Origin of the sequence: Paenibacillus sp. FSL R5-0766, assembly GCF_037971845.1 — a bacterium.
GTDB lineage: Bacteria > Bacillota > Bacilli > Paenibacillales > Paenibacillaceae > Paenibacillus.
The window spans coordinates 6,512,887-6,533,505 of record NZ_CP150227.1 but is presented as its reverse complement, the minus strand read 5'-3'; the positions used below and the strand labels follow the sequence as shown (position 1 = coordinate 6,533,505).

The 20,619-nt window shown below is 46.4% G+C and carries 16 protein-coding genes; 11 read left to right on the top strand and 5 right to left on the bottom strand.

From position 1 onward, the window contains the following. Positions 1–8 precede the first annotated feature (8 nt). The gene (locus MKY66_RS28210; protein ID WP_076209669.1) at positions 9–506 is read right to left on the bottom strand and encodes an antibiotic biosynthesis monooxygenase; all 498 of its coding nucleotides are present in this window, start codon (positions 504–506) and stop codon (positions 9–11) included. A gap of 136 nt (positions 507–642) precedes the next feature. On the opposite strand from MKY66_RS28210, the gene MKY66_RS28205 reads away from it, so the two are divergent. The 3 genes from MKY66_RS28205 (at position 643) to MKY66_RS28195 (ending at position 5,668) form a co-directional block, all read left to right on the top strand. Continuing rightward, positions 643–2,952, top strand: coding sequence for an ATP-dependent DNA helicase (locus tag MKY66_RS28205; RefSeq protein WP_076209670.1), 2,310 nt, complete (start codon positions 643–645; stop codon positions 2,950–2,952). Positions 2,953–3,156: 204 nt separating this feature from the next. Then, the gene (locus tag MKY66_RS28200; protein ID WP_076209671.1) at positions 3,157–4,638 is read left to right on the top strand and encodes an alpha-amylase; all 1,482 of its coding nucleotides are present in this window, start codon (positions 3,157–3,159) and stop codon (positions 4,636–4,638) included. Positions 4,639–5,035: 397 nt separating this feature from the next. Then, on the top strand, positions 5,036–5,668 hold the full coding sequence (locus MKY66_RS28195) for a hypothetical protein (protein WP_076209672.1): 633 nt from the start codon (positions 5,036–5,038) through the stop codon (positions 5,666–5,668). Positions 5,669–5,850: 182 nt separating this feature from the next. Here the strand turns inward: MKY66_RS28195 and MKY66_RS28190 are convergent, their stop codons facing one another. Further along, entirely contained in the window at positions 5,851–6,594 is a 744-nt protein-coding gene (locus tag MKY66_RS28190; RefSeq protein WP_076209673.1) for an MBL fold metallo-hydrolase, read from the bottom strand. Positions 6,595–6,797: 203 nt separating this feature from the next. On the opposite strand from MKY66_RS28190, the gene uxaC reads away from it, so the two are divergent. The 5 genes from uxaC to MKY66_RS28165 all read left to right on the top strand — a co-directional run bounded on the left by uxaC (position 6,798) and on the right by MKY66_RS28165 (position 13,666). Beyond that, positions 6,798–8,240: a glucuronate isomerase gene (gene uxaC, locus MKY66_RS28185; RefSeq protein ID WP_076209674.1), complete on the top strand. Its 1,443-nt coding sequence runs from the start codon at positions 6,798–6,800 to the stop codon at positions 8,238–8,240. Positions 8,241–8,642: 402 nt separating this feature from the next. Further along, a complete protein-coding gene (locus MKY66_RS28180) occupies positions 8,643–9,185 on the top strand; it encodes a MarR family transcriptional regulator (RefSeq protein WP_076209675.1) in 543 nt (180 codons plus the stop codon). Next, positions 9,182–10,909, top strand: a complete 1,728-nt coding sequence (locus MKY66_RS28175) for an ABC transporter ATP-binding protein (RefSeq protein WP_076209676.1) — start codon at positions 9,182–9,184, stop codon at positions 10,907–10,909. Before MKY66_RS28180 ends, MKY66_RS28175 begins: the two co-directional genes overlap by 4 nt. Continuing rightward, positions 10,906–12,786 (top strand): ABC transporter ATP-binding protein, encoded by a 1,881-nt coding sequence (locus tag MKY66_RS28170; protein ID WP_076209677.1) that lies wholly within the window; start codon positions 10,906–10,908, stop codon positions 12,784–12,786. Before MKY66_RS28175 ends, MKY66_RS28170 begins: the two co-directional genes overlap by 4 nt. Before the next feature lie 361 nt (positions 12,787–13,147). Next, a complete protein-coding gene (locus MKY66_RS28165; RefSeq protein ID WP_076209678.1) occupies positions 13,148–13,666 on the top strand; it encodes a hypothetical protein in 519 nt (172 codons plus the stop codon). A gap of 57 nt (positions 13,667–13,723) precedes the next feature. On the opposite strand, the gene MKY66_RS28160 is transcribed toward MKY66_RS28165, so the two are convergent. Next, a complete protein-coding gene (locus MKY66_RS28160; protein WP_076209679.1) occupies positions 13,724–14,317 on the bottom strand; it encodes a hypothetical protein in 594 nt (197 codons plus the stop codon). A gap of 316 nt (positions 14,318–14,633) precedes the next feature. Here MKY66_RS28160 and MKY66_RS28155 point away from each other — a divergent pair, with 316 nt between their 5' ends. After that, on the top strand, positions 14,634–15,530 hold the full coding sequence (locus tag MKY66_RS28155; protein WP_076209680.1) for a diacylglycerol kinase family protein: 897 nt from the start codon (positions 14,634–14,636) through the stop codon (positions 15,528–15,530). A 40-nt stretch (positions 15,531–15,570) separates the two neighbouring features. On the opposite strand, the gene MKY66_RS28150 is transcribed toward MKY66_RS28155, so the two are convergent. Continuing rightward, positions 15,571–16,161 (bottom strand): GNAT family protein, encoded by a 591-nt coding sequence (locus MKY66_RS28150; protein ID WP_076209681.1) that lies wholly within the window; start codon positions 16,159–16,161, stop codon positions 15,571–15,573. 328 nt (positions 16,162–16,489) lie between these two features. Between MKY66_RS28150 and MKY66_RS28145 the strand changes: the two genes are divergently transcribed. Next, on the top strand, positions 16,490–17,287 hold the full coding sequence (locus tag MKY66_RS28145) for a hypothetical protein (protein WP_076209682.1): 798 nt from the start codon (positions 16,490–16,492) through the stop codon (positions 17,285–17,287). A gap of 157 nt (positions 17,288–17,444) precedes the next feature. Here MKY66_RS28145 and MKY66_RS28140 read toward each other — a convergent pair whose 3' ends face one another. Continuing rightward, positions 17,445–18,071: a TetR/AcrR family transcriptional regulator gene (locus tag MKY66_RS28140; RefSeq protein ID WP_076209683.1), complete on the bottom strand. Its 627-nt coding sequence runs from the start codon at positions 18,069–18,071 to the stop codon at positions 17,445–17,447. A gap of 178 nt (positions 18,072–18,249) precedes the next feature. On the opposite strand from MKY66_RS28140, the gene MKY66_RS28135 reads away from it, so the two are divergent. Continuing rightward, the gene (locus MKY66_RS28135; RefSeq protein ID WP_076209684.1) at positions 18,250–20,481 is read left to right on the top strand and encodes an MMPL family transporter; all 2,232 of its coding nucleotides are present in this window, start codon (positions 18,250–18,252) and stop codon (positions 20,479–20,481) included. Positions 20,482–20,619 lie beyond the last annotated feature (138 nt).

Genomic DNA, 20,619 nt, shown 5'->3' with positions numbered 1-20,619 from the left:
CAATTTCGTTATTCTATAGTGTACGTTGTGACGTAAGAAGGTCTGGGGAACATGGTGGGCTTCTGTGCGGTCAGCCCTTCGCTTGTACTGCGGTTGCGATGAGCGTGACTATATGCTTGGGATTCCTGCCAGCCTTTGAAGTGTTCTTCCGACTGCCAGAGTGTAAGTACGACATACGTGTCATCCTTCAGAGGACGAAGCACACGAATACCGACAAAGCCAGGCTCGTCTTCTACCTTGCGGGCACGGTTCTTAAACCGTTCTTCAAAATCGTTACGACCATCCTCTGTGACAGGGATATTGTTAAGAACAGCGTAACCACCGCCAGCCCAAGAGCCTACGGCATCGAAAGCTTCATATGCGGCTACTTTATCATCAGACTCAATATTCATCAGGCGTTCTGCGGATTCAATAGCCAGACGCACGTGCTCTTCGCTTCGCAAAGTCAGATGCGGGTATGCAGCAAGTGCATCCGGAATTGGTGAAGGAACCAAATAGATATACATAGAAGCTGCCTCCTTATTTAACTTATATACCTCAACATAGCATATGGGATTGTGCGAGTCCAATCAGCGAGTCAACTGGTTTGAGTACGTCTTTTCATGATAAAGTATAATCACTACAAACAGAACGGGTGATCGTATGACAACAATTCGGATATCGGTTAGACCTTTGGTGGAGTATGTGTACCGCAGTGGCAGCATACGTCCAGGGTTCCGGACCAATGCATCGATGCAGGAGGGAACTCGAATTCACCAACGGGTGCAGAAGGAGTACACCGAAGAGGATTTAAAAGAGATTGTGCTCGAAGCTGAGATTCAACATGGGGATCTGACTTATGTGGTGGAGGGACGATGTGATGGCCTGATCCGGTTGGAGGGTCAGTTGACGGTGGATGAGATCAAATCAACTGCGGGCAATCTGGATGATCTGGGAGAAGGTCTTCCCGTACATTGGGCACAGGCCATGATGTATGCCTATATGTACGCCGTTCAGCAAGACGAACCACGTATGCAAGTTCAGTTGACGTATGTGCATTCGGTTACCCATGAAGAAAGACGGTTTCGCCGAATGGCAGAACGACAGGAACTGGAGCAGTTTGCGGCAGAAGTGATTGCCGGTTATGCGCCATATGCAGAGATGATCGCTGCATATGAAGAAAAGCGTGATATCAGTGTGAAAGAGCTGCCGTTTCCTTTTCGCAAATACAGGGAGGGACAGCGAAAGCTGGCAGGAGCCGTTTACAAAACAATCCGTGAGGGTCAGGGATTGATGGCCAAAGCACCAACAGGCATTGGTAAAACGATGTCCGTACTGTTCCCCACGGTCAAAGCGATTGGTGAAGGCGAAGCAAGCCGATTGTTCTATCTGACCGCGAGGACGACAACACGGGTGGCGGCAGAAGAAGCTTTTGCCCGGATGCAATCGGAAGGATTGAAGATGCATGTGATCAGTCTGACCGCGAAGGACAAGATTTGTTTTAAGGAAGAAGAAGCTTGTGATACGGGGCAATGCGGCATGTGTGAAGGGTATTATGACCGTATTAACGGTGCTGTGCTGGACATGCTGGAACATGAGACGTTGATGACACGTCCGGTCATCGAGCAGTATGCGCGCAAACATCGGGTGTGTCCGTTTGAGTTTTCACTGGATGCGGCGTATGCAGCCGATGCGGTGATCTGCGATTATAACTATATTTTCGATCCGAGGATCTCTCTGAAAAGAATGTTGGAGGAGCAGAAACGCAAGACGGTGTTATTGGTGGACGAGGCACATAATCTGGTTGATCGTGGCCGAATGATGTTTTCCGCCGAGCTGGAGAAGGCTGTGTTCCTGGATGTGAAAAGAGAGTTCCAGTCGCTGGACAGCAGTGTGCCTGCTGCCAAAGCTATTGTTGACTACACTGGGGCCATTGATAAGTATCTGATTACTCTTCGAAAGAACGGTGGAGAAGAAGGAAAGATCATTCAGCAAGAAGCACCGGAGGAACTGATTGAACGGCTGGAGCCTTTTGTCATGGTCGCGGAGCAATGCCTTGTTGAAGGTGGCTCGGGGAATGCCGAGACGGATCAACTGCTGTTGGATGCCTACTTCACAGCACAGAATTTCCTGCGTATTGCCAAGCTGTATGATGAACGTTTTATTACGTATGCAGAGTGTGTTCGAAGTGAAGTGAGAGTGAAGTTATTTTGTCTCGATCCTTCGGTACTGCTTCGTCAGACGGCCAAAGGATTCCGCTCCCTCATTCATTTCTCGGCCACATTGTCACCCCTTCGCTATTATCGGGATATGCTGGGTGCAGAGGAAGAGGATTATACATTGCAGATTCCATCACCATTTCAGCGCGAACAATTGGATGTGAGACTCCTGCCCTTATCCGTGCGTTATAAGGATCGGGAGCAATCCCGGCGCCCCATTGCGGAGATGCTGCAACAGCTGGTAAGTGAATGGCCGCGCAGTAATCTGATGGTCTTCTTCCCTTCTTACCCTTATATGCGCGAGATATATGAAACCTATGCACAACTTCCGAATGAAGCGGATACGGTCATACAAAAGCAAGGTATGAACGAACTGGAACGGGAGCAGTTTCTGGATGGTTTTCAACCCAATCCTGAACGAACACGATTGGTGTTTGCCGTCATGGGTGGCGTATTCTCTGAGGGTGTCGATCTGCCGGGAGACCGTTTGAATGGCGTCGTTGTAGTAGGTGCGGGGCTGCCGCAGATTGGTCTGGAGAACAATGTGCTTCGTGATTATTATGACCGTACAGGCCGCAACGGGTTCAATTATGCCTATATTTTCCCCGGTATGAACAAGGTGCTGCAGGCAGGAGGAAGGCTGATTCGGACAGAGGAAGACAGGGGCGTGTTGGTGCTGGTCGACGATCGTTTTATCCAGGAACCGTATCGTTCCCTGCTGCCCGAGGAGTGGCGGGACTACAAGCGAATTTGAATATGATGCATCTCCACAGTAATTTTCAATGGAATCAGGCAAATGCTGAACCAAGAAGTTTAACATTTTTCTCAGATTTCTTTCCTTTATATGATTGAAGGGTAGGGTGAAAGGGTTATAACTTGGTTAGCAACGAACGAACAACGGCGATTACCCTATCCGTTCCGCGGTCCGCTTCGAAAGCAATCAAGGAGGTCGGTTATAATGAAGAGAAATCATACCATGATGCAGTTTTTTGAATGGCACCTAGCTGCAGACGGAGATCATTGGAAGCGACTGGCTGAAATGGCCCCGGAACTGAAAGCCAAAGGCATTGACTCGGTATGGGTGCCACCCGTAACCAAGGCAGTGTCCGCAGAAGATACAGGTTATGGTGTATATGATCTGTACGATCTGGGCGAATTTGATCAAAAGGGTACCGTACGAACTAAATATGGCACCAAGCAGGAATTGGTGGAGGCCGTTGCTGAGTGTCAGAAGAACGGCATAGCCGTCTATGTGGATCTGGTTATGAATCACAAGGCCGGAGCAGATGAGACGGAAGTGTTCAAAGTGATTGAGGTTGATCCGAATGATCGAACGAAGGAAATTTCTGAGCCGTTCGAAATTGAGGGCTGGACCAAATTCACATTCCCGGGCCGCGGGGATCAATACTCCTCCTTTAAGTGGAGCTCTGAACATTTCAACGGTACAGACTTTGACGCCAAGGGAGAACGAACAGGTGTATTCCGCATCGCAGGAGAGAATAAAAAATGGAATGAGAATGTCGATGATGAGTTTGGCAACTACGATTATCTGATGTTCGCCAATATAGATTATAACCACCCGGATGTTCGACGCGAGATGATCGATTGGGGAAAATGGCTGATCGATACCCTCCAGTGCGGTGGGTTCCGGCTGGATGCGATTAAACATATCAACCACGAATTCATCAAGGAGTTTGCAGCAGAGATGATCCGCAAACGCGGTCAGGATTTCTACATCGTAGGTGAGTTCTGGAATTCAAACCTGGATGCATGTCGTGAATTCCTCGATACGGTAGACTATCAGATCGACCTGTTTGACGTGTCTCTTCACTACAAGTTACATGAGGCTTCGCTTGCAGGTAGAGACTTTGATCTCTCCAAAATTTTTGATGATACCTTGGTTCAGACCCATCCTACCCATGCGGTAACTTTTGTAGATAATCATGACTCCCAACCTCATGAAGCGTTGGAATCATGGGTTGGAGACTGGTTTAAGCCGAGCGCTTATGCGTTGACCCTATTACGTCGTGACGGTTATCCGGTTGTATTTTACGGGGATTATTATGGCATTGGTGGACCTGAACCTGTGGATGGCAAAAAGGAAATTTTGGACATTCTGCTGTCAGCCCGTTGCAACAAGGCGTATGGAGAGCAGGAAGATTACTTCGATCACGCCAATACGATTGGCTGGGTACGTCGTGGCGTAGAGGAAATCGAAGGTTCCGGTTGTGCAGTGGTCATCTCCAACGGGGATGACGGTGAGAAGAGAATGTTCATCGGCGAGCATCGTGCTGGTGAAGTCTGGGTGGATCTGACAAACAGCTGTGAGGACCAGATTACCATTGAGGAAGACGGTTGGGCCACCTTCCATGTGTGCGGTGGAGGCTTGTCGGTATGGGCTCTTCCAGAGCAGAATGAGGACTGCGCTGACGCTGAGTAACGGCATGTGCCAGGCAGGATAAGAAAAGGTACACGGATTGATATGAAAACAGTATGCAGATCGTTAAACCACCTGAACAGGAGAGCATGCATGCCTGTGTTCAGGTGTTTTTTTTGCATTTCTATGTACAAGTAAAACTTCATCATAGCTAGAATATTGAAAACTCGGATTTCAACCGAATAAGCCACTCAGATTTGTTAGCTTAACGTGGGTTAAGGCTCGCCGCCATAGGCAAACGAATCACTGCCGCAAGTAAAAACATGAAATGATAAAGAAACAGTTCGGTTCCACATCTTAATACATGGTACAATAATCCAAATATGGAGTGTTATAAAACAAAATGAGAGAACGTAATAAGCGATATTTTTTGCAGAAGATGGAGAAGAGGAGGGATGGAATGAGCCCCAAAAGAGAGATGAACCGTTTCTTCCCGTTAGTCATGTACCTATGTGTAATAGCCGTGTGTCTGGGGGCTTGCAGTTTGGCACCAAACAACCAGGGGCCAGCGGGCGAACCGAAACGGACCGATGAGTATACGTTGAATTCGGAGCGGAGAGATTTAAATGAGTGGGTTAGGAGGAACCCTGAGTCCTTTCAGAAGAACTCGACAGATGGCTATACTTTGGCAGCAACGGTAGATGTGAGTAATGAATCCGGAGTTGATCGGATTACTTATGAGATTTTGGTGAATGAGGCTCGGGTGCCCATGGTTAATCTCATACAGTCCTTCACCCTCGATCCCAACATGATAAATCGAATAAATGCTGGAGAGTTATTTCATTCCAATGTGAGCAATACACACGAGATTAGTTTAGAGTTTGATAAGGAACCGCTTGGTTTGAGTCTGAGCAGAAGTTACGTCTTGAAGCCCAAGGCGGAGATCGACAGCAATATCCTCCAGCATTATGCAGATATGTATATCAAAATTTCCTATGGCCCAAATGATCAGCGAACGGAAGATTATTTTCACATCCATGCCGATCCGTCTCCAAGAACAATTGAGTATATGAAGTCATGGGAGATAGATTAGATTAATGGGAAGGCAGCATCCACCAGTTCCATATGAGGAATCTGAGTAGACGCTGCCGGTTCATCTATTTGAGATAGTAAGGTTATTACTCTTCAAAATACTGATTCATCGTATCCCACATTCGATTGAACTCACTTCGTTCCATTGAAAATGCTCCAGGCTTTTCGGGTTTGTGGTTTTACCTACTCCAATTCAAATGATTCCAGCGTGCCGACCATCTGCAGATCATGCTCGCGGTTAAACTGTTCCCGTTTGTAGGCATCGGCGTACTCGTCATGATAATGCATCAGTACGGTTTTCTGTCTCACTTCCGCGGGTAACTGCTCCAGATCCTTCAATGAGGTATGGGATTTGATCACCAGATCATGCATATGACATTCATGGAAAATCAGCTGCACATCAGCGGCAACCTGCTCCACCCGTTCCTGGTCCAGTGTACTGTCTGCACTGTAATAGAAATAGGGCTTGGCCAGCAGTCCGTTACTGACCATACCTGGCACGTGTTGTGTCCGAAAGGTCTCAAACGTCACGCCGCCCAGTTCAAATGTGCCTCCATCTGGCAGGGGAACGACATCGTAGTAATCGCTCAGGGTACGTTCACCATCCGTTGTGTAACGCATGCCGGGGGATAGAATGTTCCAGAGCGGATCTACTAATTGTTCATGGATGAACAGACGGGGTTTGCGGTCGCCTACGATCTGTGCGTAATAACCCAGCATCTGTACACCATTAATATGATCTTCATGCAAATGAGTAATGAACACATTGTGGATATCGGTCATGGCGAATCCGTATTCCTTGAGTGCTTTGGCATTTGATTCTGGAAAATCAATGACCAGATGCGTGTCTCTGAATTCAGCCAGCATACTATTGTGGGGCTGCTCCACGCTGAACATATCTCCTGTGCCGAGAAAAGTAATTTTCAATTCATTTCATCTCCTTGTGTGATCTTCAGATCAGCATCCTTGCGTTAAATCCAGTATACCTTGTTCCCGAATATATGCCTAAATCAACCTTTTTTGATAACGCTATCATTTTATATTGAACTTTGATGATAAACAGTGTAGCGTAAAGATGGGAAGTGAACCCATATGAACGTAAACTCACCTAAAGGGAGCGTGCGAGGCGAATGAAATCTTTTCTGGATGAACAATTTTTGCTGCACAATGAAACGGCGATCAAGTTATATGAGGATTATGCCAAAGACATGCCGATTATTGATTATCATTGCCACCTCAGTCCTCAGGAGATCTACGAGAACAAAACCTTTGGCAATCTTACAGAGGCTTGGTTATACGGTGATCACTATAAGTGGCGGCTCATGCGCGCAAACGGAATTGAAGAGCAATATGTGACCGGTGGTGAAGGAGTAACCGATTACGATCGTTTTCTGGCTTACGCCAAAACGGTACCCATGATGATCGGTAATCCGCTGTATGCCTGGTCTCACTTGGAATTACAGCGATATTTCGGCGTCTACGAAGTATTGAATGAGACAAGCGCACCAGCCATATGGGACAAAGTAAATGCCAAACTGAACAGTGACGGATTCGGTGCACGTGATCTGATTACCAAGTCCAATGTCACTGTTGTGTGCACAACCGATGATCCAACGGATTCTCTGGAGTATCATCTGAAAATTCAGGAAATCGAAGGCTTTGATACGGCGGTATTACCTTCTTTCCGCCCGGATAAAGGCTTGGAATTGAACCGGGATACCTTCGTGGAATGGGTGGGCAAGCTGTCGCAGGCATCTGGCACCGCCATTTCAGATTATGAATCCTTCCTTGCTGCGCTGGAGTCACGTGTGGAATTCTTCCATTCTGTAGGCGGCAGAGTCTCTGACCATGCACTTGATTATGTTCCTTACGGCGTGGCTACACGCGAAGAAGCAGCTGCCATCTTTGCAAAGGTACTTGCGGGTCAGAAGGTAACTCGTGAGGAAGAGGACAAGTACAAGACGGTAACGCTGACGTTCCTTGGCAAACTGTATGCAGAGCGAGGCTGGGTGATGCAGTTCCACATTAATGCAGCCCGTAACAACAATACACGGATGTTTGCCAAGCTTGGGCCGGATACCGGTTATGATGCCGTGAATGATACGCCGCTTTCCGCAGCGATGATTGGATTGCTCGACGCGTTGGAGCAGCAACAAGCACTGCCCAAAACGATTCTGTATTCTCTGAATCCAAGGGACAACGAAGTACTCGCAGCGATTATCGGCAGCTTCCAGGGCGGGGGCATTCCGGGTAAAATCCAGCTTGGTGCCGCCTGGTGGTTCAATGATACAAAGGATGGCATGTTAGCCCAGATGAAAGCCCTAGCGAATGTTGGTTTGCTCAGCCGCTTTGTCGGCATGCTGACCGATTCACGCAGCTTCCTGTCCTACACCCGGCATGAGTATTTCCGTCGTCTGGTCTGCAATCTCATTGGTGAATGGGCTGAACAGGGCGAAGCACCGCAGGATATGGAGCTGCTCGGTCAGATCGTACAGGGCATCGCCTACAACAATGCAAAAGAGTATTTCCCGTTTGCTTCAGTGCCAAAAACAGTCTCTGCTTCACAGTCTTAATGAGTAACAAACGAATTTAATCATGCAAGTTATGCAATATGAAGTTTCTCTAGTTTCTAATTTTCAATCGTAATTAAAAATGCTCCCATTTCTTACCCCCGGGTCATCATCCACCGGAGTATAGAATGGGAGCTTCTTTGTAAATTGAATTCATGGAATGGCACATAATAAGTATACCGGACTCCAATGACGGCAAAATGACAAAACCCAAAATCAAGCGCGTATTGGCTCTCGGTTATGGGTTTATATTGGTTATTTTTAGATGTTTGACATTCGTTTCTTGCGATAATATACTTAGTACACCTAATTAATTGTGCATCTATTTAATTGTACTACTATTTAATAGATGTCCTATGATGTTGGATGTCTACGGAATGATAAAGAAAGAAGGAGGGACCCATTATGACTGGTATAGATCCGGTCGCTCAGAAGCTTTTGTACTCCATTATGCAGTTTAATAAAGGCAAATGGAGGCAACATAAACCTCATGGGCGCAATCACAATGAAATTATGGTGCTGGGTTGCTTACTCCACGGGATGCATCCGGGAGAACAATTGAACTGGCAGGACAATCCGCCTGATTTCAATGACACGATCCACTCCAATCATCCCGGAATGAAAGTTTCGGAAATTAGCGCATTGCTACGAGTGAAGTCACCGACCATTACACCTGTTATTCGTGGCCTTGAAGATGAGGGGCTGGTCAAACGGACGATGGACCCGGAGGATCGCCGTGCTGTCCGCATCACGATTACTGAAGCAGGTCGTGAAATTATTCGGGCTGCTCACCAAGAGCGTATGGAAATATTCAATAAGTTAGTTGAGCATTTAGGTGAGCAAGACAGTACTCAGCTGGCTGAATTGTTGACCAAGGTATACACCTTTTTTGATACATTAACTTCCTTGCAAAAGGATGATTCGACAAGAGGAGATGATACGCCATGATGAAACTGTTTAGCATGCTGAAGCCATACCGAATTCCGATTATTTTTATTCTGGTTTTGGTACTGTTTCAGTCGCTTGCTGAATTGTACTTGCCCACGTTAATGGCAGATATTGTGAATTACGGCATCATTAAAGGGGATATTCCGTATATCTGGCAGATTGGTGGATGGATGTTGGTCATCGCGATTGGCGGAACAGCGTGTTCGGTGATCGCCAGTTATCTCTCATCTAGAACAGCGGGTGGATTTGCCAAACAACTGCGGAGCAGAGTATTCCGCCATGTGGAGAATTTCTCGCTCCAGGAGTTCGATAAGATGGGGACTGCTTCACTGATTACGCGTACGACGAATGACATCACGCAGGTACAGAATGTACTTACAATGATGCTGCGAATGATGATTATGGCTCCGCTCATGTGTATCGGGGGTATCTTCATGGCGGTATCTCAGGACGCCAAATTATCTACGATTTTCCTGGTCGTGCTTCCGGTACTGGGTGGAGCTATTGCGCTGATTGGTGCCAAGGGTTTACCTTTGTTCAAAACCATTCAGAAAAAGCTGGACCGTCTCAACCTGGTGCTGCGTGAGCAGTTAACAGGGATTCGGGTTGTTCGTTCCTTTAACCGTGGGGAGCATGAGAAAGTGCGCTTTAACGGGGCCAACACAGAACTGAGAGATTCATCGATCAAAGTTAATGTGCTCATGGCGACCATCATGCCTGTGATGATGCTGGTTATGAACTTTTCGATGATTGCCATCCTTTATTTTGGTGGAATGCGGATCGACAGTGGCAATATGAACATCGGTGCATTGATTGCCTTCATCCAGTATGCAATGCAAATCATGTTCTCACTGATTATGGTTTCGATGATCTTTGTTATGATCCCAAGAGCTTCAGCATCGGCAGAACGGATCAACGAAGTGCTTGATATGCAGCCGGATCTTAGCAACCCCGAACAGCCTCGTGGCATGAAATCCATGCAGGGTATGATTGAGTTTGACAATGTAACTTTCCGTTATCCGGGCGCAGAGAATCCAGCTTTGTCCGATATCTCCTTCACAGCTCGCTCAGGTGAGACAACAGCCATTATCGGCGGTACGGGTTCTGGAAAATCGACATTGCTCAGTCTTATTCCACGATTTTATGATGTGACCGAAGGCAGTGTTCGGGTAAATGGTACGGATGTGCGTGAAATTCGGCAGGAAGATCTGCGTGCCAAAATTGGCTTTGTACCACAAAAGGCAGTCCTCTTCACGGGTACGATTACGGAGAATATCCGTCACGGGAAAGATGATGCCACAATGGATGAAGTTGTTCATGCGGCCCGCACGGCTCAGGCGGAGAACTTCATTACCGAAATGAAAGAGGGATATGACAGCCTTATCGCTCAAGGTGGTAACAACGTATCTGGTGGACAAAAGCAACGTCTGTCCATCGCTCGCGCACTTGTTCGCCGTCCGGAAGTCTATATCTTTGATGACAGTTTCTCTGCTCTCGATTTCAAAACGGATGCTAAACTTCGTGCTGCGCTGAAGTCCGAAACGACAGAAGCAGCTGTGTTGATTGTTGCGCAACGCGTAAGTACAGTAATGGATGCCGATCGCATTCTGGTTATGGATGAGGGTCGAATTGTCGGTTCAGGAACACATAAAGAGCTGCTGGAGCACAATGAAGTGTATCGCGAGATTGTATCCTCCCAGCTGACAGAGGAGGAGATCGCATGAGTGAACGTACAGAACGCAAGTCGGCTCGTCCCCCTGGTGGGCCGGGTCACCCTGGAGGCGGAATGGGTATGCGGCCTCCAGTGGAGAAAGCGAAGGATTTCAAAGGCACACTGCGGCGCTTGATTCGTTATCTCCAGCCCCATAGTTCTCGTCTGTTAGGTGTGCTGGTTGCAGCCATCTTGAGTACCGTATTCAGCATCATTAGTCCAAAAGTTATGGCCGAAGGAACGGATATTCTCAGTAAAGGCGCCATTGCCATCCTTCAGGGTGTACAGGGAGCCGGGATTGATTTTCCTGCATTGATGAAAGTATTATACCTGCTTGGCGGACTCTATCTGTTCAGTGCTGCATTTATGTATGTTCAGCAATACCTGATGGCCGGTGTGGCCCAACGTGTTGTGTATGACATGCGTGAGCAGATCAGTGCGAAGGTTGGACGTCTTCCTTTGAAATATTTTGACTCCCGCACAACTGGGGAGACACTTAGCCGTGCCACGAATGACGTGGACAATATCAGTAATACACTTCAGCAAAGTTTGGCACAGTTCATTACATCTATCGTCACGATTGTCGGCGTAATTATCATGATGCTGACGATTAGTCCATGGATGACCTTGATCACGATTTTGACGTTGCCACTCAGTGTAGTTGTTGTCATGCTGGTCGCATCTCGTTCGCAAAAACACTTTGCGGGTCAACAGAAATCCCTTGGGGAACTGAATGGTCATGTCGAAGAGATGTACACGGGACACAAGGTCGTCAAAGCATTTGGACGTGAAGAACAATCCGTACAGCAATTTGAGAAGGTCAATGAAGAGCTGTATGAATCTGGCTGGAAAGCCCAGTTTATCTCCGGTATTATTATGCCGCTCATGAGTTTTGTTGGTAACCTGGGTTATGTGCTGATCTGTGTGGTTGGTGGGATTTTCGTTACACGCGGATCGATCTCTATCGGGGATATTCTGGCCTTCACACAGTATTCCCGTCAATTCACACAACCGATTAACCAGATTGCAAATATCTCCAATATCATTCAATCAACGATTGCTTCGGCAGAACGGGTATTCGAGTTGCTGGATGAAGAGGAAGAAGTTCCGGAGTCCAAACAACCCGTGCAACTACAGCAGCCTAAAGGTGCGGTTGCATTCCAAGGTGTTAATTTTGGATATAAAGAAAATGAACTGCTCATTCATAACATGAATATTGATGTAAAACCGGGACAGACGGTAGCCATTGTTGGACCAACGGGAGCCGGTAAAACCACCCTGATCAACCTGTTAATGCGTTTCTACGAAATTCAGGATGGTCGGATTACGATTGACGGTGCCGACATTAAGGACATGGAGCGTGGCAAGTTGCGCAGTCTGTTCGGCATGGTGCTTCAGGATACCTGGTTGTTCAACGGAACGATTCGGGACAACATCGCCTATGGTCGAGAAGGTTCTACGGAAGACGATGTAATCAAGGCAGCCGTTGCGGCACATGCGGATCACTTTATCCGTACACTGCCTGATGGTTATGATACGGTGCTGAATGAAGAGGCGTCGAACATCTCTCAAGGGCAGAAACAATTGCTGACCATTGCAAGAGCGATTCTGGCGAACCCCGCCATCCTCATTCTGGATGAAGCGACGAGTAGCGTGGATACACGGACCGAAGTATTTATCCAGAAAGCAATGAATGATCTGATGAAGGATCGCACGAGCTTTGTCATTGCACACCGTTTGTCTACCATTCGCGGCGCCGATCTGATCCTGGTTATGGATCATGGTAACGTGATTGAACAGGGTAATCATGATGAATTGATGGCAAGTCAGGGCTTCTACGCCGATCTGTACAATAGTCAGTTTGCGGAGCAACAACCGCAGGCGATCTAAGTTTCGAACTAGCATTTCACATGCATTTGATGTTAGGTTAGAATTTGAAATTCGACCACAATCATTGTGTGGAATGCTAGTTATATGAATTAGGAATAATACAAAAAAATCTAAAAAATGCTAATGATTTATTGTATTTCTAACCGTTTGGTGCTAAACTATATATGTAATGTTGTTGCTAATCCGTATGCAACTAAAAGATAACGGATGTGTAAATGTTGTTGCTAATCCGTATGCAACTAAAAGATAACGGATGTGTAAATGTTGTTGCTGATCCGTATGCAACTAAAAGATAACGGATGTGTAAATAGGAGGAGCAGGATTTTTCCTGCTCCTTTTTCAATTACTTGGGGGAGTACACATGGAATTTAAAGTATATAAACTAAAACAAGAATTTCACTCCATTTGTGATTGGAGAGAGTACAAAATTTCAATTAATGAACAACGACCAGGCCTGTTACTAGTTCTTGAAGATGAACAATTTCCTGATTCCTTATGTTGTATTCCTATTTCAAAGGATGATGATAAACATAATAAATACAAGCAATTAATGATTTCAAAACCTACTAATGTTCATCCTATTAAGATGAATCAGTATGACAATTACCTGTTGATTCAAAATATGTTCTATGTAAGAAAGGAATTTATTGGTGATCCATTTACAGTAAAACAAATACATATTGAAATTAAGAACTCGGCTGAACGTGAAGTCATTATGAAAAAAGTTAAAAAGATGAATGCACTTATAAAATCAGGCAAGTTACCATATTTTGTACCGCGCAAAGAAGTACATGATATACAAATAAGCTACCTTGAAAATAAACGGTATGGTTCTTTAGATATCCAAAAGGAAATACACATTACTTTAAATAATAGTTAGCAGTTCTTGTGAGATGAAGAAGCTCCTGTGCGTTCAGTCGCACAGGAGCTTTTGCGTTCATTGATCCTTAGACTCCTTCGCAGGTTCATCTGCCCCGTTGCTAGAGATCGACTTCGCTTCTACTTTCACGTCGTCGCTGTTAGCTTCCTCCAGCGCAGACGGAGCGGGTTCACCCGGAATCAATTCGCGCTGCTCAATCATGCGTTTGACGACTTCATAACAGTCATCGACATGTTTGTTACCTACATAGCGCATGGCTGTGAAGCTGAGTGCGGCAGCCAGTCCCTGTCCTGCAAACGGAACAAATTTGGCGACCGATTTGGTGGCTACGCGTACGCCGACTCTTTTCAGAACCTGTACCACCAACTCCTTGGTGATCATACGACCGATGACTTTGCTTCCGATGGACATGACGAATCCATAGATCATGGATTTGGTCTCGGGGTCCATACCGTCCAGCTGTTTTTGTGATAATCCGAATTTATTGTTAATGGCAGGCAACAGCTGCATCAGCATCCCCACATCAGCCAGTACGTCTGTACCGGGCAGCGGAACGAGTGTTGTACCGGCAGATGCGGTAGCTCTTTTGCGAACCATGGTACGGCATTCCTTGCGAACTTGCTCCAATTGTTCCAACGTTGCTGGAATCATAGGGAATCCCTCCATTCGTATATGGTATAGATATAACCGTTTTGACTCGACTTGAATGGGTTCTCACCAGCTAAATTTGCGGTCTTATGACATTAAGGTGCGGAGAAACCCTCATTCTCATGCATAAATCTGGTTAAAAAAGGAATTGGCTAGTTAGATAAAAGGGTTATATAGCTATTACGAATGAATGAGGATTAGGATGCATACCTGATTGGGAAACCTATTTGGAATCATGATGAGTGCTTAGCGAAGGGCTTGTTTACGGCTTCAACCTTTGTGGGTAAAGGTTAACAAGCATTGGAATGGAGGAAGAGGGATGGAGTTTAACAAAGCATTGTTAATTCATCATCATCATTCGGGCAAGGCCAATCGTGAGAATACAGTAGGCCTTGTGGCTGGTGTGCTGGCTCCCGCTGTCCATGAACTCGTCATTGTGCGTACGGATGAAGCTGGTGAAGGAGAGAAGCTGTGTCGTGAGCGCGGGGAAGAATTCGATGTGGTGTTTATCCTGGGCGGGGATGGCACGGTGCACGAATGCGTGAATGGGCTGGCTGATCTGCAACATCCTCCATTGATTGGCATATTGCCTGGGGGCACCTGTAATGACTTTGCGCGTTCGCTCGGGATTTCACCGGATGCAGAGACTGCGGCACAAGAAATGCTGGCAGGTCGGGTGGTGTCCATTGATGTTGGACGGGCTAATGATCGGGTGTTCACGAACTTTTTCGGCATTGGTTTGATCAGTGATGCATCGCAGAATATTAACGAAAATCTGAAAGGCGCGCTGGGTAAGCTCAGTTATTTTATCAGCACGTTGCAGACAATTAGTCATACAGAGCCGTTTCGTTACCAACTGGAGGCGGATGGGAATGAGATGGAAGGCGAAGCAGTGATGATCTATGCAGCCAACGGCCGTTTTCTGGGAACCAATGCATTACCCTTTGCACCGGATGCGTTGCAGGATGGCGAACTGGACGTGCTCATTATTCATGAGACAGGCATTCCGCTGCTGCGAGAGATGCTGTCGCACAAGCCGGAGGGAGATTGGCAACCTCAGAGTGAGAGTATTTCATACTTCAAGGCATCTACGTTAAAAGTGAAGACGGATGCCCCGATGTCAGCTGATACGGACGGCGAATTGTATATGAAAACACCCGCCGAGCTTTCGGTGTTGACGGGTCATCTGAAGTTTCTAACCGGGGAGGGTTATTAGAACCCCCGGTTTTTTGGTTTGATTTTGGCTGATCATAAACTCAATCATTCCCTGGCTGATCTTTCATATGACGTTGTCTGAACTCATCCTCCAGCATGCTCATCTGAATGGCATCATGGTATTGATGATTGTAGAACAAGACATCCCGCTTCACACCCTCGCGCTGGAATCCGAGTTTCTCGTACGTGCGAATGGCTCGCTCGTTGAAGGCGTACACCTCAAGCTCGATTCGATGCAAGTTACAGATGCCGAAGCCGTAGTCCAGCATAAGCAGCAACGCCTCGCTGCCGTAACCTTTTCCTTGATGCGCCGCCTGATCGATGGCAACCCGAATATGTGCACTGCGATTCTTGGCATGCATGTCCATCAGGACAACATCTCCGATGATCTGGTCATTTTCCTGTAAAGCAATAAGTAGCATGAGTCTGGTGTCATCTTGTGCAGCGCTCTCAACATAACGTTCGACCTGAGCGCGTGTGAAACTGTTCTGTGTTCCCGTCAGCCTACGCATCTCGGCGTCAAACAGACCGGGGAAGTATGCATCTACATCTGTAATCTCGAAGGGACGCAGATATATGCGCGACGTTTCCAGCAGACGAGGGATGCGTGGGGATAGTTTTGAATGTGACATGGTTATTTCCTCCTATAGGTTCCAGGCTAGTATTATTCATGTTATGTATCGTATTAATCAACGGAAAATAGATAATTAACAACACTTTACCATATTTTCTCATGCTTGTAGCTATAATGGTCGATATAAGTATTGTCGTGCTTGCTAAGTCGAAGAGAAACTTATTTTTGAAGATTCGTATTACTCTGCTCGAATTATATTTTTGATTTGCTGTACTGTATACATAGCTGCGTTGTAGTAAACCAGACATTCATAGTCTTAAAGAGACGTATCAGTTTACCTTAGCAGGCCGATAGATTTTATATAATAGAAATGGGGATTTAACGAAATGCGAAAGTTAGAGAATTATTTGAAGTGGTTTACTGTTTTTTTAATTTTGGCTACACCGCTGTTTACTTCACCTGGACAGGTCTTAGCAGCGAAAAAAGAAATCTATATTACTCTTTCTGGTGAGAAACACAGATATGTGGGAGAAGTCAAAAATGGTGTTCCTAATGGTAAAGGAATATCCTACTTTCCAAATGGGAAGAAGAGCTTTGAAGGTAAGTTTGTAGCGGGAATGCCTCATGAAGGAAAAAGGTATAACGCAGATGGAAAGCTGTACTCGGATATTTCTAATGGACAGGGAAAGATCTATTACCCAAATGGAAAGTTTAATTATGTTGGTAAGGTGGATAAGGAAACGTGGCTTCCCTCAGGTAAAGGTACTGAGTACGACATAAATGGAACGGTTAAATATAAGGGCGATTTTTTGAATGGTTCGTTTCATGGTCAAGGTAAGTGGTATACAGAATATGGTGAAATGTTCTATCAGGGTACGTTTAAGAATGGTTTGCCACAGGGACAAGGTAAAGCATATCAATATGGAGAAATTGCCTATGTTGGTGCATTTGATAAAGGAGTACCCACGTATTCTGGCAAAATTAAATTGTACGAAGATGGTGTAATCATCTATGATGGGCAGGCTAAAAATGGAGCTATTACCGGCAAAGGTAAAGGGTACTTAAACGGTAAGTTAGTCTATGTGGGCATGTTTAAAAACGGAAGACCAACGGGTGAAGGTAAATTCTATACGGAGAATAGTAGTGATGGCCCTAATATATCTATTTATATCACTGTCGATTAAGTAACAGGTAAGTAATTACAGGATCAATTCAAAACTTTCAGGAGCAGAGTCCTATAATCATGATTAGATTTCAACCAATAAACCATCGGTAGGTGTGTTCATTGCATCGCCCGATGGTTTTTTTTGCATAACTGCTTTTGAGATACAGCTATATATTTTAGCTCCGCTTAACCGCTCCATCCAGAAACAGCGCCACCAGTTCCTGCGCAAGTTCCTCGATGCTGTCGCCATTCATGTTGCGTACATCTTCGCGGTTCGCGAGCATCAGCAGTGACGTAAATGCATGGGCAAGCAGCATAGGGTTCACGACCCGCAAATAACCGTTGTCCATCTCCTTCTGAAAATGGGTAGCTAGTACTTCGAATATGCGAACCTCTGCTTCCCGAATCTGAGCGAGCTGCTCCGTGTCCAGATGTTTCTCGGCTTCTCGCATCATGGTCTCCGTTTCAATATGGGAATGCTGCATCTTCGCTTCAGCAACCTTAACCAGTCGTTCTTGCAACGTACCCGGTTCATCCAGACGGAGCGAAGTCTGCTGCATGCCCATCGCCATCATGCGGGTGATGGCAACGGTGAACAGGTCGGCTTTGCTGGTGAAATGATAATAGATTGATGCTTTGGTCACATTACATAACGAAGCGATCTGCTGGAGAGAGACGGGTTCATACCCGTATTCCATAAACAGATGTGACGCGGTCATCAATATGTTGGTTTGAACAGATGCTTGATCCACAGCTGTTTTGGGCCTACCCGGTGAACGGGGAATGTTTGTTTTTTTGCTCATAAGTACATACCTCTTTACGTATTTAATTGCTTGTTAGAAGTGTTCACAAAATTAGGCATTGCAAAATTAACCTTCCGGTATATATAATTAACTCGATTATACTATGACCCGTGGTTCATTACTACACCATCATATATATTAGGGCTTCATAGAAACAGAATAGGGAGATGAAGAGACAATGCAGGAAGGTTCGGGTTACGGCCGCTGGGTAGCCGGCAAACGAAGCAAATGGATTACACTGTTGGTATGGATCATTATCGCCGTTGTGCTTGGCATGGTATGGCCTGCTGTAGGTGATCGTGAAACCAATAACGCACAGGATCTGAGTGAATCCAAACCATCGATTCAGGCAGCTGCACTTGCAGAGAAGGAATTCCCTGGTGGTGAAGGATTGCCCGCACTGATCGTATGGCGTCAAGCCGGCGGTCTGACAGATGAGCAGATTGAGAACATTCAGGCATTAACGGAGCGACTGGATCAAGATCCGGTAGAACAACAACAGTCCGTTGTGCCACTCTATCAATTGCCACCACAGGCATTGAAAGGTCAGCTTTCGGAAGACGGAAGTACTTTGGTAATGCCACTTTTCTTCAATGAAGGTGCCGATTCGGAACAATTGAAGGAAGCCATTGAAGCACTTGAGCAAAAAACACAAGACATCTTCGGGGCAAATCCGTTCGATGTAGCCATTGATGATACCAATACACTGATTGCCCGTGTAACAGGACCGGTAGGAATATCCATTGATGCGAGCGGACTGTTCTCTTCCGCCGATGTATCCTTGCTGATCGCTACGGTTGTTCTGGTATTAGTCCTGTTGCTGCTGATCTACCGCTCGCCGGTATTGGCAATTATCCCGATTATTGCGGTTGGGTTCGCGTATATGGTGACAAGCCCCATACTCGGATTCATGGCAGATCAAGGCTGGATTACGGTAGACGCACAGTCGATCTCGATCATGACGGTATTGTTATTTGGAGCAGGAACAGATTATTGCTTGTTTATGATCTCCAGATACCGTCAAATTCTCTATCATGAGCCAGACAAAAAGAAAGCCATCTTCCAGGCAATTACCGGATCTTCCGGCGCCATTGCCATGAGTGGATTCACGGTTGTTGCAGCACTACTGGTGCTGTTGTTGGCTGAATACGGTGCATATCAACGCTTTGCCGTACCATTCAGTCTGTCCATCTTTATTATGTTTATTGCAAGTCTGACGCTGGTTCCGGCGCTCCTGGCGATCTTCGGTCGGGGTTCATTTTACCCGTTCGTACCGCGTACACATGAGATGGAAGTGGAACGTGCGAAGAAAAAAGGCAAACCGGCTCCGGCCCCACGCAAAATCAAGGAAAGCTGGATTGGCCGTGTTGTAATAACAAAGCCATGGACCGTTCTTGCAATTACGTTGGTATTGCTGGGAGGACTGGCGACATTCTCTACTCAGGTTAAATTCACGTATGATCTGTTGTCTTCCTTCCCGGAGGATGTACCTTCCCGCGAAGGTTTCACCGTCATCGGCGAACAATTCTCCCAAGGTGAGCTGGCTCCAGTCAAAGTGATCGTTGATGCCGAAGGCAAAGAAACTGATCTGAAGCAGCGTCTCGAAGCGCTGGATTACATTAGCAAAGTAGGCGATGCTCAGCAGGGTGCTGAGAATGCCAACATTACTGCCTTTGATGTGGAATTTAATCTGAATCCATATTCCATGGAGGCAATGCAGCATATTCCAGATCTGCGGGCTACTGCCGAACAGGCGCTTCAAGACGCTGGTGTAGCTAATGTGGACAGTCAAGTCTGGATCGATGGTCAGACGGCTGAACAGTATGACATTGAAGTAACCGGAGAACGGGATTCCAAGATCATTATTCCGGTAGTCATCGGCATGATTACATTGTTACTACTGATGTACTTGCGTTCAATCGTAGCCACAGCGTACTTGATCGCGACAGTCGTTCTATCGTACTTCTCTGCACTGGGTCTGGGTTGGATCATTATTCACTACGGACTTGGCGCAGATGCCATTCAGGGAGCGATTCCGCTGTATTCCTTCGTATTCCTCGTGGCACTGGGTGAAGACTACAACATCTTCATGATCTCTAGCATCTGGCAGAAACGCAAAACGATGCCGCTTCGTCAAGCGATTAGAGAAGGTGTTGGCGAGACAAGTTCGGTTATTACATCTGCAGGTCTGATCTTGGCAGGAACATTTGCCGTACTTGCTACTTTGCCAATTCAGGTGTTGGTGCAGTTTGGTATTATCACAGCCGTTGGTGTGATGTTGGATACCTTCCTGGTTCGTCCGTTCATGGTACCGGCGATCACCGCATTGCTGGGCAAATGGGCCTTCTGGCCAGGCAAGTATGTGCCGATTGCAGAGAAGAATGAAGAGAAACAGAACCAGTCCATGTAATGCATGGATGGGGTGAGATGGACGGCGGGGCTTCAAGCCTGCTGTCCATTTCTTTATTTTTATAACAATGAGAGTAGAGCTGTGTGTCCTCCTGAGATGGAATGGTGGAACTGTAAAATATCCGCAGGATGAGGCGTG